Below are 22,311 nucleotides of genomic sequence, written 5' to 3' on the forward strand. Positions count from 1 at the left end.
CGTTTATTGAATTCGGGCAGACGTTTATTGAATTCGGGGTGTCGTTTATTGAATTTGGGCAGCCGTTTATTGAATTCGGGGTGTCGTTTATTGAATTTGGGCAGCCGTTTATTGAATTCGGGCAGCCGCTAATGGCGAGACGCCCATCCCACAAGAGTAAAGACAACTTTGGTACAAAGTTCAGGTGAATGGTCAAGTTGGTTGGCTCTACTCAGACCTTCTCAAGTAATGAGGCGATCGCAAGCAACAATAAAGATAGCGATCGCTTGCCATAAAACCTAAAATACTAGTAATGCTACACTTTTCTAGCATTTAGGAGCAAAGGCTGTGGCTTCCATCACAATCGATATTTCCGATGAACAATTGCAGAAGCTGCAAGCTTGGCGTAGCCTCTCGTAGAGAAGTTGCAATCTGCTGTATCTTGAATTTCTCAACGAAGTATTGATAACGAAATTGCTAGAATTGGACAGCACAAAAATTGTCTGTCCATTACTCTTAACGTTTTAAATACTTATTTAAATACTTAATATTAGTTAATCTTAGGAATAGTTGCCAACAAAAAGTTTTAATAGAAGTTCCCAAACGATAGCATTTGCGGATTGCATCTAAGGCAAAGTATGGTACGCGCAGTTGAAGTGGGTAAAACACGGGCAGATATAACCAGTAGTAAGCCTTTTTTAGGTTATTCCACTTTGAGCAAGCTTCTTGATCCAGGAAATCTGATATATCTACAACTAATCCTCTGCCTTGGTACATCATGACATTACGGCCGTGGACATCATGAGGGTGGAGTCCACAACTTCGTGCATAGTCAAGAGCTTCATCAATGTCCTTTATTACTTGCTTGGGAATTAGTAAACCAAAGTGCATACAATCGTAGAGGGTTGTTCCATAAAGCCGTTTCAAGACTAAAAACCCATCCTTGGCGTACAAACACTCAGAAAAGGCTGAATGATAACCTAGACGATGGTAAACTTCTACTTCCTCTTCAAAACCTGTCCGTCCTGGGGCATAAATCTTAACTACATAGTTAAGGTAATCGGGGTGATAAACTACTGCGGCGTAATTTCCTTTACCAAGCAGCTGCCAAGGTTGTGGAAGATAGCTGACCTTAATTGGATTACAGGGATTGACACTTTCAATCTGTAATCTAGGCAATAGTTCCTGATAAATGCTTTTGATTAATTGTTTTAGGGGCAATTTGTCCATATCAATTCCTTAGCCAATTTACAAAGCTTGGGAATAAGGTTGACTTGAGTGAATACGACCTAAATGAAACCGTTGCTACTTACTTTTAACACTAGAGATGGCAATTTTTATCCACAACTCATTGCGATATTGATTCTTCTACCAACAATTCTGATGCTGCTTCACCCTCACCCACGTTATCAGAATTAACAGATTTAGAAAAACTATCTGCTACATCTTTGATAAAACCAGCTACAGGTACCGCAACTAGTAAACCCAAGACTCCGCCAACATTGGTTCCTACAAGCAAAGCAATTAATACCCATATTGGTCTAATACCAGTAAATTTACCTAATAAACGTGGTGCGATCGCCTGATCGATTAACTGATCGATAACAACAGCTACCGCAAAAACCTTAGCTGCTAGCCAAAAGTCATGTGACGCTATTATTAAAGTTATTAAAACCAGACTGACGACATCACCAAAGGGAATTAAGCTCAAAAGCCCAACTCCCAAACCAAAGAGTAAACCAAACTGGACTTGGAAACCTAAAAACAATAATGTTATTGAAACACCCATCAGCAAAGCCAAAGTTCCCTGACCAATTAAGTAATTTTGGAAGTTTTGCTGAATAGACTGGCTTACCTGCTGGGCAAGATTTCCAGGTAACTTCTTAAATATCGCTTCCCAAATTCTTGGCCCATCTAACAACAAGTAAAAAGTTAGCACTACTGTAATTAATGCCTCAGAAATACTATCAATTGTATCTATGATAATACTTAAAAGTTTATCTGAAAGAAACTCTAATTCATTAGGTAATTGGTCAGTAATTTGTGCTAATATCTGACTTAGATTCACATTTAATTTATGTTTAAAAAACCAATCATTGACAATTTGAAGTTTTTGTTCGCTAGAATCAATCCATTGGGGAAAGACTTTAACCATTTCATTAAATTGCTCTAAAACAATGGGCACTAAAGTGATACCCAAAGCCACAACAATTACCAATGCTAAGATAAAAACTAATGCTACTGCATAGCCGCGTTTAACTTTCCGTTGTTGGAGAATCGAAACAGGATAGTTTAAAATGAATGCAAGCAAGGTAGCCAAAACAAAAATTGTTACGATAGGTTGAAAGTTTTTAACCAGCAAAGATGCTAGCCAAACATTAAGAAATACTAGCGGAAATAACAGTGTAAAAATTAACCATCTAAGTAATTGATTCAGTGAAAAATTCATAATCCATTTTAAAGCTAAAATTATTCTATTTACTAGATTTAACCGAATAATCAAATTTGCTCAACAAGAAGTAGACAATAAAAATTTTCCCCCAGAACAAACACGATTCATCGCGTCTTTCCCAATTTTCTATTCCCTACTCCCCATTATTCTAATTACTAACTTTCAGCGAAAGCTAAAAATTGCTCCTCATTTATTCGTCCTGCTTGATAGAGAGTATTAGTAATTTCCGAAATAGTTAAAACCGCATGACTGCGATAACCATTTTGCTGTAACCTATCTTTCACCCCCTGTTCATGATCGATAAATACCACAATATCATTAACCTTTAATCCAGCTGATTCCAATTTTCCTGCCCCTTCCATAACACTTTTGCCGCTAATGAGAATATCGTCAACCACTACAACTGTCTCACCAGTATGAAAGTTACCCTCAATTACTCTCCGAGTTCCGTGTGCTTTCACCTCTTTACGCGGGAAAATCATCGGACAATGAAGGCGCAAAGCTAAACCAGTCGCAGTAGGTAATGAACCATAGGGAATACCTGCTAATCTATCAAAATTCAGGTTCTTCAAAATATCTTCATAAGCTGTGAGAACTTGATTAAAAACTTGGGGATTGGAAATAATTTTGCGTAAGTCGATGTAATAAGGAAATATAGCTCCTGATGCTTGGACAAAACTGCCAAACATAATGCAGTCAAGATCATAAAGTTGTAAAATCAAATCTTGGTGGGGGTGCTGATTTAGAAAACAAACATCAGGAAACCACACAGAACAAGTAGAATTTTCGTGAATAATCTCAGTTTTGATTTGATTAATTTCTGCACGTAGAGACTGGACTTCCTCTGATAATTGTGTATTTCCCAACATATCTTGAGGAACAGGAATCAGTAAACCATCACCATTACTATTCAAGCCAGCTTCTAAAATTTGCTTCAAGTTTTGACCCTCCGCCCAGATACTACGCGCTATAATAATTCGTTCAGGTGCAACTGCTCGAATAAGTGCTAAAATTTCAGGATTTGTAGTTCCCACTTCCAAACCCAATTGTTCTTGAGTTCCCCAGGTTTTTGATTCTTTTACCACTTGTAAATAAACGGGTGATTCGTTTGTAGGATATTGCTGTAAAGCTTCTGCACCTGGATTAGAAGTACAGCATAAAATAAACACAGCTTTATCAGGATAGACCAAAAAAGGTGCTACATGATCTTGTCCTGTGTAAGGACTGAGAGTAATTGCATCCACTTGCCATTGTGTAAACACAGTTCGGGCAAAAATGGTACTAGTATTTAAGTCACTGTGTTTAGCATCTAAAATCACTGGAATATGGGCTGGAATAGCTGCTAAAGTTTTGTACAGCAATTCTAAACCAGGAATACCTAATGCTTCGTAGAAGCCAAGTGTCGGTTTATAAGCGCAAACGAAATCAGAAGTTTCAGCAATAATAAATTGCAACCACTTCCACAAACCAGTGATGAGTTCTTCCGATTCATAACGCACAGGCATCATCTCTGGATTTGGATCAAGTCCGACAAATAGTAAGCTTTGATTTTGCAAAATATTCCGATTCAATTTATCAAAAAAGTTCATTTTTTTTTAAAGAGTTATTGGTCATTAGTCATTAGTCATTGGTCATTTTTCCTCTCGTTTATTTATCTCCTTAACCATAGTTTGTTTACTAAAACATTGATTCTGTTAGTTGAGTACCTCCAGCTTTTTTCCCTAATTGATAGTGAATTACTACAAATAAAATAACCATCGGGACTGAGGCAAAGTGAACAATTCGCAATGTTTGCCAATCGCCAAAGAAATCCACAATCCAGGGAAATTGAGCAGGTTTATACATTCCTATTCCTGTAAATAATGCCAGCAGCAAAATAGGAATAATTGCTGTATAAGCAATCCGATGCCAAGCATAAATTAGGCGTTGGAAATTTTGAGTTTTTTGTAATGCTTTGAAGTCATTAGCACTTACAAAGCGATGTCGCCAGCGTCGGGTAATTAAAATGTAAATTCCATACCACAACAGATTCAGCGAAAATAGCCACATTGCTGCAAAATGCCAGTGTCTACCTCCTGCCAGCCAACCTCCTAAAGTAAATATCGGAGGAATGTGCAAACCTGCGCGTCCACCAAAAACAGGGTTAGCGTTGTAAATTTGTAGTCCACTGGTGAGCATGATAAATAGACTAATGATGTTACAAGAGTGGAAAATTTTGGCTCCTATTGCTTGAGTGGGTCGCTTTCGAGTTGGAGAGGGAACGTTGGAAGTCATAAATTTTGACTGATAAAATTTGTTGTTTATCTGTCTTGGGTAAATAGCCCAGCAAGTTTGGAGGTGGGCATTGCTTATCTTTATTTTCTCATCATTAGATTCAGTATGTATTGGTGATAAACGCGGTTTACTTTTGAGACATCCTTTAAGATTAAAACATCAACAGATATCAAACATCATTTAAGAAGAAGAATAAGATGACTAACACAGCTAATCTCACAGGTGTGAGAAATCTGGGTGTTGCGATCGCACTAAGGGGATGGCATTGGTGCAAAGAACGATCAATAAGCTATCTGCTGATTTATAGCCATAATGCAAAATTATTATTTATCAATGGAGGCAGGAGTTAGGGGGCAGGAGGCTCAGTTGGGAAACTGACCCCTAACTCCTGCTGTTACCGTCCCTTGCGCGTCTCGTAGAGAAGGGAACTTGCGGTTAAGACCCCCACTGAACCAAAGTTTCAGTGGCCTCAAATCAGGAGGGGTCAGAATCCTATAAGTGATTTGTCCTCCTGCCTTCTGCCTCCTGCCTTCTGCCTTCTGCCTTCTTCAAACCATATATTGTTGTTTTTGGACATTTTTTTTCAAATAGTGACGGAGCAAAATGGGAGTTAGAGCGATCGCTAATTTTACTGCTTATGAAGGAAACATGGATTTCTGAGCGCCGGATGATTCAATTGCCTGGATTAACTATTGATCGCCATATCTCAGCACCGAACGAGCTTGAATTCCCTGGATGCAACCATCATCTGCTTTGTATCTTGTTAAGCGACCATAATCAACAAAAAATCACTAGCATCGGCGAACAAAAATCGGAAAAGTCTCAAGCTAAAGGAGATTTCTGGATTTGTCCTGCGAAGATGTCGGGGGTTTGGGCATGGGAGAGTACTGATGAATCGTTGACGTTTTTAATTGATCCACTGTTTTTATCTCGAATGGCAGAAGAAGTTGGGGGGTTGAATGAAAACAAAGTTGAATTGCTCAGTACGGTAAATGCCCACGATTCACAGATTGAAGCGATTGCTCGTTTGTTTCAAGCAGAATTTGACACGGGTGGAATCGGTGGCCATCTTTATGCCGAATCACTGATACAGGTGTTGCTCGTTCACTTGCTGCGACAATACTGTGCATTTTCACCAAAAATGCAGCCTGATGTGGGAGGTATGCCTAATAATAGACTTCAGCCAGTGTTGGACTACATCTACAGCTATTTGGATCGACCACTGCATCTAGCTGAACTCGCAGAAATTTCAGGCATGAGTCAATATTATTTTTGCCGATTATTTAAACAGTCAATGGGTGTAGCGCCCTATCAATATGTGCTTGGGCAACGAATGGAAAAAGCTAAAGAACTATTGCAACAAAGAAAATATGCGATCGCAGAAATTGCTCTGCTTGTTGGTTGTACAGATCAAAGTCGTTTTACAAGACATTTTAAAAAATATGTCGGAGTCACACCCAGGATGTTTTTAAAGAAAAAGTAGAACTCTGCGATGCTAACTGCGTAGGCGTAGCCCGCCGTAGACATCGCAAGAATGACCTAAATCATGATTAGATATAGCAAGAAAAGTCTATCGTTTATCCCTTAGCACGCTGTACCTTCATTTGTGGGATATACGCTGATAAACTCACAAACCAACGAAACTCATTAACTAAGGGCATAGCAAAAACAATTTATGAGAAGAATTAGTCGTATTTTGCTTTCTATTGTTCTCGTCAGCACTGCTGTAGTTTCCGTAGCAGTCGATTGGAACGCGACTCACCTTTTTAATTCCGAATGGCATCCCCATGCTAAATTTCATGATGCAGTGATGCTGTGGTTGCTCAGTGGGATGAGTATTGTGGCGCTGTGGTTATTATGGCGACGAACAACTGAACCCGATATCGGTTACACCGTAGCAATGTTAGTGCCTGTGATCTTCTGGTCGCCCTTTTTCTTTGTGACGCTAGTGGTTCCTGGAACCAGTTTGCAAGCCGACCTGAAAGAAGCTCCACCAATTATAGGCGGTATTCCGATTTATCCTAATGTCGCCGTTGCAACAGTCAGCGTTATTTTGGCGTTAATTGGCTACGGCTTGTACCACGCTTCTAAGTCGGAAGCAAGTGGTTTATGAACAGACCGTTCCTGATTTTAGGTTTGGCATTGCTAGTTAGTTTGCTGCCGAGTCAATCAGCCGTGGCTCACATCGGACATGGTAGCTTTTTGATGCAAAATCTGGCTCAGATGACCCTCTCTCCATCCTTAATGTTCAGTGGTATCGGCATTGCCCTGATAGCTGGAGCCGGACACGCTCTTTCACCTGGACACGGAAAAACGATGGTAGCAGCATATCTCGTTGGTTCACGGGGGACTCCTGGGCAAGCAGTTGTACTGGGGCTGGTGACAACCCTTACCCACACAATCAGCGTTTTTGCACTGGGTATTTTAGCCTTATTATTATCTCAATATATTTTACCAGAGCAATTGTATCCATTTCTCAGTTTATTGAGCGGATTGATGGTCTGTAGTGTTGGTTTTTGGTTACTTGATCGCTATCTCAACCCTGCACCAGAACATCATCACACTCACAATGATTCCGATCATCACCACACTCACAACGATCGCGATCATTCTACCAATTCTCAAGTTACATTACAGTCTCTTTTAACTCTGGGAATAGCTGGGGGTCTAGTTCCCTGCCCGTCAGCGCTGGTATTATTGTTGAGTGCGATCGCACTTCACCAAACTGTATATGGTTTAATTTTAGTATGTGCGTTCAGTGTGGGATTAGCAGTCGTACTAGTAACCATTGGTTTAGTGATTATTTATGCTCACCAATGGTTGAAGCGTTTTTCATGGGTGCAACCGTTACAGCAGTATACGCCAATAATTAGTGCGATCGTAGTGATTATCGTCGGAAGTGTACTGATGGCTTGTGCTGTAATTTAGGTGTTCAAAAAACAACACCAAATCTATCGAACTCAGATATGTAAATGCGGCCGTCGCCTTGTTAATGCATCAGCTTGCATTGTGAATGCGACGGTCGCCTTGTTAATGCATCGGCTTGCATTGTGAATGCGACGGTCGCCTTGTTAATGCATCGGCTTGCATTGTGAATGCGACGGTCGCCTTGTTAATGCATCAGCTTGCATTGTGAATGCGACGGTCGCCTTATTAATGCATCAGCTTGCATTGTGAATGCGACGGTCGCCTTGTTAATGCATCAGCTTGCAAAAATTAACACCTCTTCTCCAAGGCTAATTACCTAACATCACTTCCAAAGCTTAATGGTGTGAGAAAATATCATACTGAATTAGAGTCAATGAGTAATGACTATAGATGAACTAGTATTGCTACTAAAAGCCAGTCAAGCAACCGGTTTAACGACGCTCCAAGAGTTGATATTGCGTTCTTCGTGGGAAGGAAAAACCTACACCAATATAGCTAGTGAAGCGCACTACGACGAGGAACGTGTCAAGAAAATTGCTGCTCATTTATGGCAAGTACTGAGTAATTTTTGTAAAGAACCAATACATAAATCCAACTTTCGCCAGACTCTAGAAAATCATCCTCAAAGCGAAGCACATCAGCAGTTAATTAAGGAATTCAACCGAGCCGCCACGGCGATATCCTTAGAATTTCCTACTGGCCCAGTATCCCTTAATTCCAGATTTTACATCCCTCGCCCGCCAATTGAAGAACTTGCTTACGCAGAAATGGCTGAACCTGGGAGTGTAATTTGCATCAAAGCACCTAAAAAGATGGGGAAAAGCTCTCTGGTGTTGCGGTTGCTTGCACACGCTAACAAGCAAGGCTTTCAAACCGTAACTTTGGACTTTCAGCAAGCAGACAAAGCAGTATTTGCCAGTTTGGATAAATTTTTACGCTGGTTTTGTGTCAATGTTAGTCGGGAGTTACAGCTAGAACCAAAACTCAATGATTATTGGAATGAAGATATGGGTAGCAAAGTCAGCTGCTCTGTCTATTTCCAAAAATATTTATTGTCTGCGCTCTCAAGTCCCCTGGTTTTAGTATTAAATGAGGTGGATTGGGTATTTGAGTATCAGGAAATTATTGGAGAATTGCTACCATTGGTGCGATCGCGGCATGAACAAGCCAAAAGAGTAGAAATTTGGCAAAAATTACGTCTGGTTCTGGTTTATTCAACGGAAATTATTGTTCCCATAAAACTGACTCAATCGCCATTTAATATTGGTTTGACAATTAATTTACCTCCCTTTACGAAAGAGCAAGTGCAGGATTTAGCACAACGTCACGGGTTGGATTGGACAGATGGTAAAGATGCCGATAGTTTGATGGCAATGGTGGGAGGAAATCCTTATTTGGTGCGATTGGCATTGTATCATCTTGTGGGTAAAGGCGGATTAAAAGGAGATTTAGGGCAGCTATTGCAACAAGCACCCACAGAAGGTGGAATCTATAACGAGTGTTTAAGGCAGTATGTGTTAGCACTTCGAGATGAGCCAGAATTGGGCGATGCTTTTTATGAAGTGATTAATACTACAAATTATGTGAAATTAGAGCCGAGATTGGCAGATAAATTACAGAGTATAGGGCTAATTAATTTAGAAGGCGATCGCAGTACTCCTACATGTGCATTATATCGTTTATATTTCCAACAATATCTCAAAAAAAGTGAGCATTTCAACAATACTCAGTTTGATATAAAACTTATAACAAAATCACGAGATTGAAATTGATTAATGAGGCGATTGTCTCCAACATACCTGCAAGCGCCAGAATAAAGATAGCAATTGACAAGACTTTTTGTTGCCGATGAAACTTCCATCACCAGCTTGGGAATAATAAATCATGCTTGAGAAATATTTGTAATAAATCTCAGCAGATTAGGTGTGTTTACTATCGGCAATTAAAGGAGCAATTTGTTAATGAAAGTGAGTTCATCAGGGATTAAGCTAGGTTTTGCAGTTGTTAGCAGCAGTTGTCTCGCAGCAGTAGCGATCGCTATCAGTGAAGCAAGTGCAATTGCTGCTCAATTCATCACAATTAAAAGCACTGGCACATTATCAGGAACTATCGAACTTCCCAGAAATAATCCCAATTTAAATAACAGTATTACTCGTATTGATACGGATGACACTGGAACTTATTACCGGAACTTAGGTACTAATAATAATCCTAATTATGTTCCTGTATACCAGTCAGATTATTTAAAGGTAGAAACACGCTCTGATGGAAGTCTGCATTACTTTGTTGACTTTAAAGGTATTCCGATTGTCTCGTTTGATGGTGTTCTGACATCGCCGATTCTTTCTGGTGGTCAGTTGACTGCCTTTCTCTATCAGGGACAATTGGCAGGAACCACATTTCAAGGAGTAGTTCAGGATGAATTTAATCTCACAAAAGCCTTCTACACTGGTACTGTCACAGACCCAGACACCGGAAAGAAGTATCAAGGTACTTTTGAAGTGAGTGGATATGGGGAACGATATAGTAATCCCAATGGTAATTTAACTCCCACGGTCTTTGATTTCCAGTCCGATATTCCAGGTTTGCCAAGTGTAACATCCTTGACCATAACTAACGCTAGCTTGGCAAATTTAACAATTAAAGTACCTATAAATGAAACTTCGATTCCAGAACCCGCTAGCCTTCTTGGAACTTTGATGGTTGCTGGTTTTGGTATCGTTCTGAAAAAAAGAAAAGACATCGGACTTAGAGGTTGTTTGAAAAGTAGTTAGCTGTGATTTTCAGCACCTATTGATCCCCCCTAGCCCCCCTTTTTAAGGGGGGAATTAGAATTAAAGTCCCCCTTTTTAAGGGGGATTTAGGGGGATCTACAAGTTTTAAATACAACACCAAAAAGTTTTCAGACATCCTCTTAGAAAGACGTTTTAAAATTGAAAGGCTGTATTCAATCCCCTGCTTAAAAGCAGGGGTATCCCTACTCCTTACTCCCTACTCCCTCTTGAAAAACTATTAGTGTAATTTTAAATCTAAGCCGGACTTTTACAAATCCGGCTAAGTTTAATCAATCATCTATGCGCAGTAGCTTGCGATAAAAGGGTTGTGAAAAATCAGTCACACGATAACGTTTATAGTTGTCCATAAGTTCAATTAAAAAATTAATAAACTCGAAACTAGCCATCATCAGTTCATAACTTAGGTCAGCATTGCCATCAAACTGGATTCGGCAACGGGTTAAGTCTGAGGGTAAAGTAGCAACATTCCAGGAGGCGACAAAGGGAACATGTTCGCTGGCTTCGATCTTCCGATGTCCCTCCAAGACCCCTTTTTGATAAAGACTGATGGCATAGGGTAAGAAATTGCGCCTAGCGCCCTGAACATAAGGTAAGTAAACACTGGCTTGTTGTTGAGTTGCAGGTTGGAGTTGCTCAATAGACATAGTTAAATATTCCTCAAGTTAGTTAGCAACTGGGGATATTAGTGGATGTTAGTAGTATTCCCCAAAGATGTGCCTAAAGCACATAGCGGGGAGTGGGGGAGTAGTGCCGAGTGCTATTCGTGGGAAACGCAATCTATTAGTTTTACTTATCTTAAATTTCTTAATTAGTTCTTGAAAAAATGTATCAAAGAATACGGTTTTTTAGTCAATAATCAATATTACAGGTATCCATCATAGAGAGATCGCAAAACTTTTCGGTCTATTGAATTTTGCTTCTTTTCGCAACTTCTAGCGTCACAAGACTAAAATTTTATACCTATCGTATGTATTAAGTTTTTTAGCAAAATAGCTAATTCAGTCTAACGTCGAAGATACTCGGAAAAAAGGTTTAACTTCCCTATTAAGGAAATTGTCAGATTAAAATACCATCTATTTCCTCACGCAACTTGTGAGGAGTTGTTCTTATTTGCAATTCAAATATTCAACACAGGCAGTTAGCATGAGAAATCGCGCCAAAAATGCCACACTCTCAGTCCAGGCGATCGCAGGTAGTGCTGTGGTGCTGCTGGGGATGAACATCGCCGAAAACGCAGTGAGCGGACTGCTCGGTTTTGCAATTCATCGCATTGACCATACAGAAGGTGAGGAAAAGTGGTTGCCCAATTTTCTGACCTTTGAAGTGATGGACAAAGGCGAGGAGTATGCACCTAACTACAGCAGTGAAACCAGCCCCATTCAAGAATTTCTCTGGGGGGACTATACCGTCAAAGAAGAGTACACCTACACGTATCGGGTGGTAGCAATGTACGGTGAGCCAGGGACACTAGAGCCGGGAGATGCGGTTGAAGTTGAAATCACCACTGAAAGTCAGTTAGATAACACCCATGCCGTCTACTTCAACCGAGGCATTGCCGCATCTCAAGCGTATGCGCGGCGGTTTAACAATCAGCACCCGGACAAAGTACCCCGTCGGGAAGCCTACAAATGGCTATCGCGAGGACTCGAAGAAGCACTGCTGCGATTTATTGGCCGAGCTAAGGGCAATCAATGGAGTTTACGGGCTGCCCTGTATGAATTTGATTATTTACCCATTCATAAAGCATTTCGGATTGCTGCGGACAGTGGAGCCGATGTAAAAATTATCGTCGATTGTATTGCCAATAAAAACAACGATCCAAGAGGTCGCAATTTAGAAGCAATTGAGAAAGCTGGCATCAAGGGTTTAGTGATTCAACGGCAAAACAGCAAGAAAATTGCTCACAACAAATTCATTGTGCTGTTGAAGAATGATCAGCCAGTTGAAGTCTGGACTGGCTCTACGAATATCACAGATGGTGGCATCTTTGGGCAATCAAATGTCGGACATATTGTTCGCGATCCACAAATTGCAGCTGCATACTTTGACTACTGGAAAGCCCTTAGTAAAGACCCAGATATCGCTCGCTTGAGAGACTGGACTGAAAAAAATACGCCCGTTTTATGTGGACAGTCTACACCTCCAGCAATCCAACCCATCTTCAGCCCCCGCCATTCTCTAGAAGCATTGGACTGCTATGCCCAGCTGATGGATCAAGCAAAGCAAAGCGTATTTTTAACCGCAGCATTTGGTGTGACTCAGCAATTGCGGGAGATGTTTGAGAAAGAGAAACCATATTTGCGCTATCTGCTGCTGGAAAAAGAGGATGCCAAAATTGAGACCATTAATCGAAACCCTTCAAATCGGGTAGCAGCAGGAGCGTATTTAGGTAAGGACGGCTGGGCACAATGGCTGAAAGAAAAGTTGACCGGGTTCAATCGGCACGTTCGATTTGTCCACACCAAATATATGCTGATCGATCCTCTAAGCGACCACCCGATCGTGATCACTGGGTCAGCCAATTTTAGCGAAGCTTCCACCAATCAAAACGATGAAAACATGATGGTGATTCGAGGGGAGCAGCGAGTTGCTGATATTTACCTGACCGAGTTTATGCGACTATTTACGCATTTTCGATTTAGAGGCAAAGTTGAAGAGCATGACGAAACGGTTCACAAGTCATTACAACCACTACCGAAGAAGCTGTACTTGCGAGACAGTGATAGCTGGGCACGACGGTTTTATGTCAAAGATTCGCCTCGTGAGAAGGAACGACTGTTCTTTAGCTAGAAAAATTTTCTCAAGCCTGCGTACTAGATTTAGCAGCAATTTATATAGTAGTGACTAAAAATATGAGCAACTCATTAGATAAACTTGACACGGTTGAAATTAAGGTGACAATCAAACCAGAACAAATCAAGGTTGCAGAAAATTTGCTTGAACTAAAACAAGATGAGTCAGAGAAACGTAAAATTTACTTCTGTGAGGATATTCAAACATTCTGCACACCTAAAAAACTTCAACTATTCGAGCATGGCATTATTTTGCGCCTTCGTAAAAACCAGGACAACCCAGATGATTCTACCGTAAAGCTTCGTCCTGTTTCGTCACAGATTTCTGACCAATGGCGAAGAATAGAGGGGTTCAAAATCGAAGGGGATTGGGTAGGCGATCGCAAGATCGAATCCGCATCTTTCACTACTGAGCAGAATCAAGGTGAAATTGAAGAGACCGTCGAACGTAAGCGATCGCTAGACAAACTCTTCTCTGAGCAACAGGAACATTTTCTGAAGACAAGTGCTGAAATTGAAGTTCACCTTAATAATTTGCAAGTACTTGGTCCGGTTAAAGCTTTTCGCTGGAAGCCAAAGCTTGGTGGCAGTTTGACTTATCCGATTCGTTGTGAACGTTGGGACATACCTGACGGCAGACAGTTTCTTGAGTTATCCATTCGAGTTCAGCCAGAGCAAGCACAAGTGGCTCAAGAGCAGTTTATGCAATATCTAAAGCTAAAGCACAATAAGCTTGACCTAACGGGTGTTCAAGAAACTAAAACTCGGCTTGTCTTAGAGTATTTTGCTAATGAACTGCAAGGGTAGAAATATAGCAATCCAATTTGATTTCTGAATTACTCGTAGAGACCAGGGACTGGGGATGGTGGGGCCCCCTCTGGGGATAAGGGGTAATACCAATTCTCCAAAATGAGGCAACAGATATCAATCACCAAAGTCTTACTCCATCTAGGTTTCTTAATTGCGTTAGCGCAGCGTTAGCGAGTCCGCGAGCGTCATTGCGAATTGCGAATTGCGAATTGGTATAATGGGGACTGGGAAGAAGGAATAAAGGTGTACCTAGCTTCGCAAAAATCGAATATGAGTCCTATACGCCAATAGCTAATACAATCCTCGCGTTTTACTGATAACTTCAATCATTAAAACTATTTTGAGTATTTTAACTGATTGACAAAATGGGCTTTATTTTAACCTCTCACTGATGCCCCTTAAGTCACTTTAGTTCTTAAATCGTAACTTTGAAGAAGAAGTCAGAATTCAAGAGCGGAGCCGGAGACGTTTCCGTTGCAAGGAGTCAGAATCACTATAAGTGGGGGATTCAGACCCGCCACTGATAGCGCAGCGTAAAGCCTTCTCTTCTCTTTCAGAGACGCACTCACGTTCGCCAACGGCATAGCAACTCTACAAGACGCTGCGCGAACGCTTAGAGCGAGTCCACGAGCGTCTTGTAGACCACCAAATCTACGATTTGGTGGGGTTTTAAACCCAACAAGTCTTAAAATCACTTAGCAACAGCTAATACCAGACCTTCATGGGCTAGTATGGCTTGAGGAAAAGCAGATTTAACATCGACTTGAACCTGGTCAAGAAAATCATCATGGTCATCTGGGTGATGATGAGAAATGGCTAGCCGTTGAACGCCAGCACTTACAGCTGCATTCACCGCAGCTTGCCAGAGTAAATCAGCACAATCATGGTTATGAGAGGTCGGGGGAGTGTAAGTGGCATTGGCAATCAGCAAGTCAACGCCTTGAATGAACTGTAAAATCCGCTCTCGCTCCACTTGATCAGCATTTTGGTGCAAATCCGTGATGTAAGCAACATTATATTCTTGCCAAGTAACTCGGTAGCCAACTGACCGCTGAGTTTGATTAATTAATGCAGTTGTAATGGTGACATCATCTAACTTCACGTCACTTTCTGGAGTCAGATTGTAAAACTGCAATTCTGACTGCATTACCTGTAAAGGGTAAGGAAAGTGTGGCTGGAGCATCTGATCGTACAGGCATTGTTTGATTGAGGCTCCATTTGAGGCAGCTGTACCGTAAATATGAAAGCAATTTTCCCCAATAAATGCAGGAGCAAAAAAGGGAAACCCTTGAATTCGGTTTGATTGGCAATTGGTAAAAAATAAATGGGCTTCTAGTGGCTGTTGCAATTCTTGCCAAGTTTTACCCAGTATGCGTAAGCCAGTACCACCATCAAAAATCAAGCGTTTCCCAGCTACATGTATTTCTACACAAGCGGTATTACCACCATAACGACTGGTATTGCTACTGGGAGTGGGAATCAAACCTCTGACACCCCAGAATTGCACGATAAATTCACCTGCTGGGCTACTGGGCAGGGTAGATGACTTTTCTGTTATGTAGCTCTGGGAATCCGACAACTCAAAATTTGACATTTTCCTTGAAATTAGACCTTACTGAGCAGGTCATCGTAGCGCCGCACTTCCAACAGCCTGTTTTTTTCGTCCACAATGACTACCGTAGGAGAGTAACTTTTTAACTCTTCTGGAGTGAACTGCCCGTAAGTCATTATAATCAAGCGATCGCCAATAATGCCTAGACGTGCCGCACCTCCATTTAGCTCAATTATTCCTGAATGAGCTGGAGCGGGGATCGCATAAGTAATAAAGCGCTGACCGTTGGCACTATTAACTACTTGCACCTGCTCATAAGGTAAAATACCAGCTTTTTCCAAAAGGATTTCATCAATGCTGATACTACCCACGTAGTTGATATTCGCCCCCGTAAGGGTGCAGTTATGAATTTTTGCCAAAAGGAGAGTACGCTGCATTCTGGTTTGGATTTGGTGGCAGTTTTTGCGAACCGTAACAAGCGAAAGCGATGAGTAGAGACGCGATTAATCGCGTCTGTACAGGAGTTAGGAATAAAAAGTGAGGAGTTAGAAGTGAGAAATAAAAATTCATAACTCTTAACTCTTAACTCCTAACTCCTAACTCCTAACTCCTCTATTATCCTCTATAAGCTTTGACGGATTTTTCTACTAAAGCTGCAACCTTCTCCACATCTTGCCAACCGAGAATTTCAGTCACCTTTTTTTCCAAATTTTTATAACTACGGAAAAATTCAGCAATTTCATCTAAGCGGTGTGGTGCTAAGTCTTTCAGGGATTTTACTTGAGTGTAGCGCGGATCTTTGTCAGGAACACAAAGGATTTTTTCATCGCGATCGCCACCGTCAATCATCTCCAAGAAGCCAATCGGTCGCGCAGCAATAACGCAGCCGGGAAAGGTCGGCTCGTCAATTATGACCATACCATCTAGGGGATCGCCATCATCAGCCAAAGTATTGGGTACAAAGCCGTAGTCATAAGGATATTGCACTGAGGAATAAAGTACTCGGTCTAGAGCAAAAGCTTGTAGTTCTTTGTCGTATTCGTATTTATTTTTACTTTTGCCAGTAATTTCAATCAGAACGTTGATTAGACCTGGTTTCGGTTGGGCAGGAATTCGAGATAAATCCACAAAAAACTCCTCTGATAACACTGAATCATGGGGGCACTCAGTCAGCTTCGCTCCCCGTGTAGAATTTTAGGGCAATATGGATCTCTTCCCAAGGTATTTGTTCTACGGCATAGGGGATTGGGAAGAAACTTTCAGCTGCAACCTCTTCTCTTGAATTAGCCAAAAAATAGAAAAAGCGTTACGAGCAAACTTCGCAACGCTTTTCCCAAGAGGGTATTATGGATATCCTCCGCCCTTAATTGCTGTTAGAGGGATTTCTGTCCTAACTTGTTAAGACAACTGCAATCTGGAGTCACACAATCCAGATTTAGCTTATGCTTGACGAACTACACCCATATCTACAGAGATTGTCTATAAAATCAGTGTTCTGCTTTTTTGTAGATATCCTCATGAGGAAATGTGAATGGGAAGCTCGATCAATCTTGATTTCCTTGTATGTTTTGGATCAGAGGTTGCTGGTTATTTTGAACATTAGTTGAAGAATAGTGGGCGATGACAAATACGGGTAGGGTAAGAGTCAATAGAGCGATCGCAGTTCCCACAATGTCTGCCAAACGTTGGGAATATGTATCGGCATTGGCAGACTGGCTATTTGAATTCATACAAAATTGAAGTTCTTCGTAACACTGTGTAGATTTACTCTCTGAGTAAGAGTATTAATGCTATTTTAGCTATTTTTAAAGTGTAAAATGTGTAGCATTCTACAATTTAAACCAATTATACAACTGTCATAGTAACCTTTTTATACATGGATTTCTTAATACAAAGTTACAAGTAAACAAATTATGTTTTATTTTGTAATTAATATTTTCAGATGTTTCCCTGTATGGTGTAACGGGTTGCATACGCAAAACAAACTTTGACAACATCATAAGTTACATTTTTTGCTGATTAAAGATTAATTAGCAAAACATATTTGTCCGATACTTCATGATTATAACATCCTACAACGCCTTTGATAAGGTCATTTTACTGAAATTGCTAATTTGTGATACAGGACACAAAACCGCAATTGCACTGATAGATATTCAGTGCTCTTGATTGTTATATGGTAGTTATACACAAAAATATTTGACACCAGAGAAGAAATAGGTAGTAATGATTTTTGTAACCAATGATAACTACCGAATAAACACAGATACATCAACTGTATAAGGCAGACTAGATTCAGTGATATCACTAAATAAATATTTAATAATTTAAATTTTCCAATCTGTGTAATATCACAGCATTTTTGTCAATCTATATAAAGGTAGAGTAAAAAAAGTTTTAGAAGCTGGCGTAGACATTTAGTGGGTTATTAAAATACCCAATCCCAATTTCCAAACCCTAAATACGTATAACTTTTTGGATAAATTAAAATCTAAGACGAAAAATTGTATAACAAATTAATCAGTTAAAAAAACCGCCACTAAATATAATAGGGCGGTCTGGTTAAGCAATCGGAGGGTAATTACAGATTACTCTGCTAATAAATGAAATTGCTGTAACGACGTTTGCACTAAATTGGGGAGTAGGGAGTAGGGAGTGGGATTAGGATTTGAGAATTGGGGATTGGGTATGGGTTATTCTCGCCTTATCTCCCTACTCCCTACTCCTCACTCCCTACTCCCTTCCATAAACACTGATTGGTTCCTTGATAAATCGGGTGTAAAGATGCTTAAACGTAGACTTAATTACGCGGGGCATACCAAAATCAATGGGCATTAACTTGTCTGGTAATCGCCAATCTTCTATTTTTAATAAGTCAGGATTTAAATGCGGAAACTCTATGGCGGCAAGTTCTGGACAAACTCCTAGCCTTTGAGAAGCTGCAACTGTGGGCACTTGTTCAGGAGAAACATTGAGGATTTCTACCATTGCCCGATCTAAGGCAAATATATCTGATGCGGCTGCTAAAATGCCCAGTTGGCGAGGTTCCCCATTGCTGGGACCATTACCTTCATGACCAATGATACCATCTAATATGGTTAAGTCAGGGTTAATCGCTCTGGCAGTTTCTACTAACATTTCACCAAATCTATTTGCATCTTTTCCCGCTTCCATGTGCCACCAAGCTTTCATTTTGCCGGGGACACAACCAAACAGGTTTTTTACGCCCAGTGTTAATGTCAACTGGGTATGTGATTTAACTTTCGGTAGGTTAATCACTACGTCTGCTTCCATTGCTTCTTTAGACAGTCGCAGATGGTTAAAATTGTCACTGACGGTTTGGTAACGCTGACCGTGAAAATCGATGATCGGAAGATTGAGTTCTTCTAAAATAGGCAGATAGCCATTTGCTACTGCTACGCCCTTGGCACTACCAAAAGCAGGACTATCGCCCAAAAATGGCTTACCGCCAACCTCAATTACCATTTGGGCAACTTCATAAACTAGTTCGGCACGGGTGATACACTCTTTACCAGGACGCGATCCTGTAAGTAGATTCGGTTTGAGTAAAACGCGATCGCCTTTTTTCACAAACGCTGCTATTCCTTTAAAAGGTTCTAAGAGAGTTACTAAAGATTCCCGTAAAGCTTCTCGTTCGTAGGATGTAGCCCGAATGAGACTAACAGCTGGTTTTTGAGTCTGCATGGATATAGGGGATAGAGGGAGTGGGGAGTGGGGAGTGGGGAGATGAGGGAGATGAGGGAGATGAGGGGGACAAGGAGAATAACCATACCCCATGCCCAATGCCCAATTCCCCATAACCTATTATTCTGTTTTGAGCGGTAAGATACCACTCATTTGTTCTAGATTTAACACTGTGGCTAAATCTGTTTCACTCATCAATCCACGTTCTAAAACAATTTGCCGCAGGGATTTACCAGTTTCTAAAGATTCTTTGGCTACTGCTGCGGCATTTAAATAACCGATGTGGGTATTTAGTGCGGTTACTAAAGCTAAACTGCCTTCGGCATAAGCTAAACAACGTTCTTGATTAGCAGTAATTCCGCCAATGCAGCGTTCGGTGAGTGCGGCGATGGTATTGCCGAGAATTTCGATACTGTGAATCAAGTTATAGGCAATTAGTGGCATCATCACATTTAGTTCTAATTGTCCAGCTTGTGCGGCTAAAGCGATCGCACTGTCGTAACCCATCACCTGAAAACACACCATTGATGTCATCTCTGCCATGACTGGGTTATATTTCCCTGGCATAATCGAGGAACCGGGTTGCACTGGAGGCAGTTGAATTTCTTTCAAGCCTGTTTTTGGCCCTGAATCCATCAACCGTAAATCATGAGATATTTTGGCTAAATCCTGGGCTAAGTTGCGTAAAGCACCGGAAACATTCACAAATGGCGCCATACTCTGCATAGCTGCCATGAGATGGGGTGCAGGTTCTAAAGGAGTATCAATCAATTCTGAAAGAACTTCTACCACACGGGCGCGATACAGAGGATGAGTATTTAATCCCGTTCCGGCTGCACTACCTCCCAAACCCAGCACCATCAAATCTCCAGAGGCGGTATAAATCCGGTTTTGATGTTCTGTAAGAATTTGTGCCCAAGCCCGAAAATTTTCACCCAAACGCACGGGTACTGCGTCTTGTAAGTGGGTTCTACCAGATTTGACGATATCTTGAAATTCTACAGCTTTTTTTTCTAAGGATGCGATCGCACCATCTAAAGCTGGGTGTAATGTCTTAGATAATGCCAATAAACCACCAATACGAATTGCTGTAGGAATCACATCATTGGTAGACTGCCCATAATTAACGTGATCGTTGGGACTAACACGTTTGTAATTGCCCTTTTCTTCACCAAGAATTTCTAAGGCGCGATTTGCGAGAACTTCGTTGACATTCATGTGGTGGGATGTTCCAGCACCCGCCTGATAAACATCCACAACAAATTGATCGCGGAATTTTCCAGCTAAGATTTCATCAGTTGCTTGCACAATCGCCTGACTAATATCTTGAGGAATGCAATTTAGTTCTCCATTTACAATTGCTGTAGCTTTTTTAATTATCAATCCAGCATCTACGTAAGTAGGTAAAGGCTTGATGCCACTAATAGGGAAGTTTTCGATTGCCCGTAGCGTTTGAATGCCGTAATAAACGCTACTAGCAATTTGGCGATCGCCCATCGAATCGCGTTCGATACGAAATTCTGAGTCTGTGTATTGAGTCATAGTATTAGTATTCTTTTAAAAGAGCTTCAGAAAACAGATTTTCCCACGCTTAGGGAGAAAGTGGGGGGATTAGGGACTAGGGACTAAGAACCAGGAAAGAGTTTTCCTAACCCAATGACGGCAGTTGCTCCACTTGGGGAGACCCCTTGGCGCTAGCCTCTCCCTTTGGGAGAAGACCGCACTGCCTCCCCAATGCCCAATGCCCCATGCCCCATGCCCAATGCCCAATGCCCAATATCCTATGACTCTACCCAACTGGATTACCTTCTCTCGCCTTCTGGGTGTACCATTTCTGCTTTATGGCTTGTACAATCCCACAGCACAAGCTAGGTGGATATGTTTAGCGATTTTTATCGTTGCGGCGTTAACTGATTGGTTAGATGGCTATTTGGCGCGAAAACTCAACCAAATTAGTGAATTAGGTAAGTTTCTTGATCCCTTAGTAGATAAATTTTTGGTACTTGCGCCATTGATGGTTTTTATTGAACTAGGAAAAGTGCCGGCTTGGGGAGTGTTTTTGATTTTAGCGCGGGAATTAGCGATCGCTGGTTGGCGGGTAAATCAAACGACAATTACCGGGGCGAATATTTGGGGTAAACTCAAAACTGTTAGTCAAATAATCGCGATCGCACTTCTAATTGCACCTCTACCTGAAGTCTGGCAAACTCCTTCTCTGATTGCTTTTTGGATTTCTGTTGCCTTGACTTTAATATCTGGGGGTATTTATCTTTTGCCGCAAAAAGCTAGCACTGCTGATTAAAAACATCTACTGTCTCGTCACTGTCGGTCTGAGATTTCTCTAGATAATCTTCATGAAACCGCAATATAGTATTGTAATTCAGTGGTCAATGGAAGATAAAAAGTACATTGTCAGCCTACCTGAGTTTGGCCCTTATGCACATACTCATGGAAATACCTACGCCGATGCTCTCAATAATGGTGAGGAAGTGCTGGAACTTTTGATTGAAGATTACCAAGCACAAGGAAAACCACTACCAGACCCTTTAACTGCCAACGTTTCCTTTCGGTTTGCTTAATCCTCACCCTAATTATTAGCAGTTACAACTAACTTTACTCTCACACCAGCGATCGCTGGTTGGCGGGTTAATCAAACGACAATTACCGGGGTGAATATTTGGGGTAAACTCAAAACTGTTAGTCAAATAGTCGCGATGCCTGCGGTGGGCTACGCCTACGCACTTCTGATTGCACCCCTACCTGAAGTCTGGCAAACTTCTTCTCTGATTGCTTTTTGGATTTCTGTTGCCTTGACTTTAATATCTGGGGGTATTTATCTTTTGCCGCAAAAAGTTAGCACTAATGAAACGGCAATATAGTATTGTAACTAAGAAAAATACACCTTTAAGTTCAAAGTGAAATCAAATAAGCTGCATGGTAAGGATGTTTTTTTATTTGGAAGTCCTTTAGAACTCGGAAGTTGAGCCTCTGAACTCGGAAGTTGAGCCTCTGAACTCGGAAGTT

At 41.1% G+C, this 22,311-nt stretch carries 22 protein-coding genes and 1 pseudogene; 12 read left to right on the top strand and 11 right to left on the bottom strand.

The window, feature by feature from the left end:
* Nucleotides 1-188, top strand: a 188-nt coding sequence (locus RMY63_RS37700; RefSeq protein WP_322733573.1) for a hypothetical protein, incomplete at its 5' end; no start/stop codon positions are given.
* A 307-nt stretch (nucleotides 189-495) separates the two neighbouring features.
* Here the strand turns inward: RMY63_RS37700 and RMY63_RS37705 are convergent.
* The 4 genes from RMY63_RS37705 to RMY63_RS37720 form a co-directional block, all read right to left on the bottom strand.
* Complete coding sequence (locus RMY63_RS37705) at nucleotides 496-1,209, bottom strand: serine/threonine protein kinase (RefSeq protein WP_322733574.1); 714 nt, start codon at nucleotides 1,207-1,209, stop codon at nucleotides 496-498.
* Between the two features lie 118 nt (nucleotides 1,210-1,327).
* Nucleotides 1,328-2,428, bottom strand: coding sequence for an AI-2E family transporter (locus tag RMY63_RS37710; RefSeq protein ID WP_322733575.1), 1,101 nt, complete (start codon nucleotides 2,426-2,428; stop codon nucleotides 1,328-1,330).
* Nucleotides 2,429-2,586: 158 nt separating this feature from the next.
* The gene (locus RMY63_RS37715; protein WP_322733576.1) at nucleotides 2,587-4,020 is read right to left on the bottom strand and encodes a bifunctional orotidine-5'-phosphate decarboxylase/orotate phosphoribosyltransferase; all 1,434 of its coding nucleotides are present in this window, start codon (nucleotides 4,018-4,020) and stop codon (nucleotides 2,587-2,589) included.
* An 88-nt stretch (nucleotides 4,021-4,108) separates the two neighbouring features.
* Nucleotides 4,109-4,705 carry a cytochrome b/b6 domain-containing protein gene (locus RMY63_RS37720; protein WP_322733577.1) on the bottom strand — a complete coding sequence of 199 codons (597 nt, stop codon included), beginning with the start codon at nucleotides 4,703-4,705 and terminating at the stop codon, nucleotides 4,109-4,111.
* A 197-nt stretch (nucleotides 4,706-4,902) separates the two neighbouring features.
* Between RMY63_RS37720 and RMY63_RS37725 the strand changes: the two genes are divergently transcribed.
* The 6 genes from RMY63_RS37725 (at nucleotide 4,903) to RMY63_RS37750 (ending at nucleotide 10,407) form a co-directional block, all read left to right on the top strand.
* Nucleotides 4,903-5,055: a hypothetical protein gene (locus RMY63_RS37725; RefSeq protein ID WP_322733578.1), complete on the top strand. Its 153-nt coding sequence runs from the start codon at nucleotides 4,903-4,905 to the stop codon at nucleotides 5,053-5,055.
* 287 nt (nucleotides 5,056-5,342) lie between these two features.
* The gene (locus RMY63_RS37730; protein ID WP_322733579.1) at nucleotides 5,343-6,188 is read left to right on the top strand and encodes an AraC family transcriptional regulator; all 846 of its coding nucleotides are present in this window, start codon (nucleotides 5,343-5,345) and stop codon (nucleotides 6,186-6,188) included.
* Nucleotides 6,189-6,380: 192 nt separating this feature from the next.
* The gene (locus RMY63_RS37735) at nucleotides 6,381-6,818 is read left to right on the top strand and encodes a DUF6640 family protein (RefSeq protein ID WP_322733580.1); all 438 of its coding nucleotides are present in this window, start codon (nucleotides 6,381-6,383) and stop codon (nucleotides 6,816-6,818) included.
* Complete coding sequence (locus RMY63_RS37740) at nucleotides 6,815-7,633, top strand: nickel/cobalt transporter (RefSeq protein WP_322733581.1); 819 nt, start codon at nucleotides 6,815-6,817, stop codon at nucleotides 7,631-7,633. The genes RMY63_RS37735 and RMY63_RS37740 overlap by 4 nt, the downstream gene beginning before the upstream one ends.
* 380 nt (nucleotides 7,634-8,013) lie before the next feature.
* Nucleotides 8,014-9,399, top strand: a complete 1,386-nt coding sequence (locus tag RMY63_RS37745; RefSeq protein ID WP_322733582.1) for an AAA-like domain-containing protein — start codon at nucleotides 8,014-8,016, stop codon at nucleotides 9,397-9,399.
* A gap of 195 nt (nucleotides 9,400-9,594) precedes the next feature.
* On the top strand, nucleotides 9,595-10,407 hold the full coding sequence (locus RMY63_RS37750) for a PEP-CTERM sorting domain-containing protein (RefSeq protein ID WP_322733583.1): 813 nt from the start codon (nucleotides 9,595-9,597) through the stop codon (nucleotides 10,405-10,407).
* A gap of 290 nt (nucleotides 10,408-10,697) precedes the next feature.
* Here RMY63_RS37750 and ebsA read toward each other — a convergent pair whose 3' ends face one another.
* Entirely contained in the window at nucleotides 10,698-11,072 is a 375-nt protein-coding gene (gene ebsA / locus RMY63_RS37755) for a type IV pilus biogenesis protein EbsA (protein ID WP_104905290.1), read from the bottom strand.
* A gap of 499 nt (nucleotides 11,073-11,571) precedes the next feature.
* On the opposite strand from ebsA, the gene RMY63_RS37760 reads away from it, so the two are divergent.
* Together RMY63_RS37760 and RMY63_RS37765 are read left to right on the top strand one after the other, a co-directional pair.
* Nucleotides 11,572-13,218, top strand: a complete 1,647-nt coding sequence (locus RMY63_RS37760) for a phospholipase D-like domain-containing protein (protein WP_322733584.1) — start codon at nucleotides 11,572-11,574, stop codon at nucleotides 13,216-13,218.
* Between the two features lie 62 nt (nucleotides 13,219-13,280).
* Nucleotides 13,281-14,027: a hypothetical protein gene (locus tag RMY63_RS37765; protein WP_322733585.1), complete on the top strand. Its 747-nt coding sequence runs from the start codon at nucleotides 13,281-13,283 to the stop codon at nucleotides 14,025-14,027.
* A gap of 694 nt (nucleotides 14,028-14,721) precedes the next feature.
* Here RMY63_RS37765 and RMY63_RS37770 read toward each other — a convergent pair.
* The 6 genes from RMY63_RS37770 to RMY63_RS37795 all read right to left on the bottom strand — a co-directional run bounded on the left by RMY63_RS37770 (nucleotide 14,722) and on the right by RMY63_RS37795 (nucleotide 20,829).
* The gene (locus RMY63_RS37770; RefSeq protein ID WP_322733586.1) at nucleotides 14,722-15,624 is read right to left on the bottom strand and encodes an MBL fold metallo-hydrolase; all 903 of its coding nucleotides are present in this window, start codon (nucleotides 15,622-15,624) and stop codon (nucleotides 14,722-14,724) included.
* Between the two features lie 11 nt (nucleotides 15,625-15,635).
* Nucleotides 15,636-16,019: an aspartate 1-decarboxylase gene (panD, locus tag RMY63_RS37775; protein ID WP_292723737.1), complete on the bottom strand. Its 384-nt coding sequence runs from the start codon at nucleotides 16,017-16,019 to the stop codon at nucleotides 15,636-15,638.
* Nucleotides 16,020-16,197: 178 nt separating this feature from the next.
* Nucleotides 16,198-16,710, bottom strand: a complete 513-nt coding sequence (locus RMY63_RS37780; protein WP_322733587.1) for an inorganic diphosphatase — start codon at nucleotides 16,708-16,710, stop codon at nucleotides 16,198-16,200.
* 416 nt (nucleotides 16,711-17,126) lie between these two features.
* The gene (locus RMY63_RS37785) at nucleotides 17,127-17,312 is read right to left on the bottom strand and encodes a hypothetical protein (protein WP_094349221.1); all 186 of its coding nucleotides are present in this window, start codon (nucleotides 17,310-17,312) and stop codon (nucleotides 17,127-17,129) included.
* A gap of 1,003 nt (nucleotides 17,313-18,315) precedes the next feature.
* Nucleotides 18,316-19,287: a DUF362 domain-containing protein gene (locus tag RMY63_RS37790; protein WP_322733588.1), complete on the bottom strand. Its 972-nt coding sequence runs from the start codon at nucleotides 19,285-19,287 to the stop codon at nucleotides 18,316-18,318.
* Nucleotides 19,288-19,407: 120 nt separating this feature from the next.
* Complete coding sequence (locus RMY63_RS37795) at nucleotides 19,408-20,829, bottom strand: aspartate ammonia-lyase (RefSeq protein WP_322733589.1); 1,422 nt, start codon at nucleotides 20,827-20,829, stop codon at nucleotides 19,408-19,410.
* A gap of 241 nt (nucleotides 20,830-21,070) precedes the next feature.
* On the opposite strand from RMY63_RS37795, the gene pgsA reads away from it, so the two are divergent.
* The 3 genes and pseudogenes from pgsA to RMY63_RS37810 all read left to right on the top strand — a co-directional run.
* Nucleotides 21,071-21,589: a CDP-diacylglycerol--glycerol-3-phosphate 3-phosphatidyltransferase gene (gene pgsA / locus RMY63_RS37800; protein ID WP_322733591.1), complete on the top strand. Its 519-nt coding sequence runs from the start codon at nucleotides 21,071-21,073 to the stop codon at nucleotides 21,587-21,589.
* Nucleotides 21,590-21,641: 52 nt separating this feature from the next.
* Entirely contained in the window at nucleotides 21,642-21,866 is a 225-nt protein-coding gene (locus RMY63_RS37805; protein ID WP_322733590.1) for a type II toxin-antitoxin system HicB family antitoxin, read from the top strand.
* A 48-nt stretch (nucleotides 21,867-21,914) separates the two neighbouring features.
* Nucleotides 21,915-22,166, top strand: a pseudogene (locus tag RMY63_RS37810) (hypothetical protein); the annotation flags it as partial.
* Nucleotides 22,167-22,311 lie beyond the last annotated feature (145 nt).

Source organism: Nostoc sp. ChiQUE01b (assembly GCF_034531255.1).
GTDB lineage: Bacteria > Cyanobacteriota > Cyanobacteriia > Cyanobacteriales > Nostocaceae > Nostoc.

Bases quoted from the DNA above. Each gene is read 5' to 3' on its own strand.
- RMY63_RS37730 (WP_322733579.1), top strand. From the start codon at position 5,343: ATGAAGGAAACATGGATTTCTGAGCGCCGGATGATTCAATTGCCTGGA.
- RMY63_RS37735 (WP_322733580.1), top strand. From the start codon at position 6,381: ATGAGAAGAATTAGTCGTATTTTGCTTTCTATTGTTCTCGTCAGCACT.
- RMY63_RS37750 (WP_322733583.1), top strand. From the start codon at position 9,595: ATGAAAGTGAGTTCATCAGGGATTAAGCTAGGTTTTGCAGTTGTTAGC.
- RMY63_RS37790 (WP_322733588.1), bottom strand. From the start codon at position 19,287: ATGCAGACTCAAAAACCAGCTGTTAGTCTCATTCGGGCTACATCCTAC.
- panD (WP_292723737.1), bottom strand. From the start codon at position 16,019: ATGCAGCGTACTCTCCTTTTGGCAAAAATTCATAACTGCACCCTTACG.
- pgsA (WP_322733591.1), top strand. From the start codon at position 21,071: ATGACTCTACCCAACTGGATTACCTTCTCTCGCCTTCTGGGTGTACCA.
- RMY63_RS37725 (WP_322733578.1), top strand. From the start codon at position 4,903: ATGACTAACACAGCTAATCTCACAGGTGTGAGAAATCTGGGTGTTGCG.
- RMY63_RS37785 (WP_094349221.1), bottom strand. From the start codon at position 17,312: ATGAATTCAAATAGCCAGTCTGCCAATGCCGATACATATTCCCAACGT.
- ebsA (WP_104905290.1), bottom strand. From the start codon at position 11,072: ATGTCTATTGAGCAACTCCAACCTGCAACTCAACAACAAGCCAGTGTT.
- RMY63_RS37710 (WP_322733575.1), bottom strand. From the start codon at position 2,428: ATGAATTTTTCACTGAATCAATTACTTAGATGGTTAATTTTTACACTG.
- RMY63_RS37805 (WP_322733590.1), top strand. From the start codon at position 21,642: ATGAAACCGCAATATAGTATTGTAATTCAGTGGTCAATGGAAGATAAA.
- RMY63_RS37765 (WP_322733585.1), top strand. From the start codon at position 13,281: ATGAGCAACTCATTAGATAAACTTGACACGGTTGAAATTAAGGTGACA.
- RMY63_RS37795 (WP_322733589.1), bottom strand. From the start codon at position 20,829: ATGACTCAATACACAGACTCAGAATTTCGTATCGAACGCGATTCGATG.
- RMY63_RS37770 (WP_322733586.1), bottom strand. From the start codon at position 15,624: ATGTCAAATTTTGAGTTGTCGGATTCCCAGAGCTACATAACAGAAAAG.
- RMY63_RS37745 (WP_322733582.1), top strand. From the start codon at position 8,014: ATGACTATAGATGAACTAGTATTGCTACTAAAAGCCAGTCAAGCAACC.
- RMY63_RS37715 (WP_322733576.1), bottom strand. From the start codon at position 4,020: ATGAACTTTTTTGATAAATTGAATCGGAATATTTTGCAAAATCAAAGC.
- RMY63_RS37760 (WP_322733584.1), top strand. From the start codon at position 11,572: ATGAGAAATCGCGCCAAAAATGCCACACTCTCAGTCCAGGCGATCGCA.
- RMY63_RS37720 (WP_322733577.1), bottom strand. From the start codon at position 4,705: ATGACTTCCAACGTTCCCTCTCCAACTCGAAAGCGACCCACTCAAGCA.
- RMY63_RS37740 (WP_322733581.1), top strand. From the start codon at position 6,815: ATGAACAGACCGTTCCTGATTTTAGGTTTGGCATTGCTAGTTAGTTTG.
- RMY63_RS37705 (WP_322733574.1), bottom strand. From the start codon at position 1,209: ATGGACAAATTGCCCCTAAAACAATTAATCAAAAGCATTTATCAGGAA.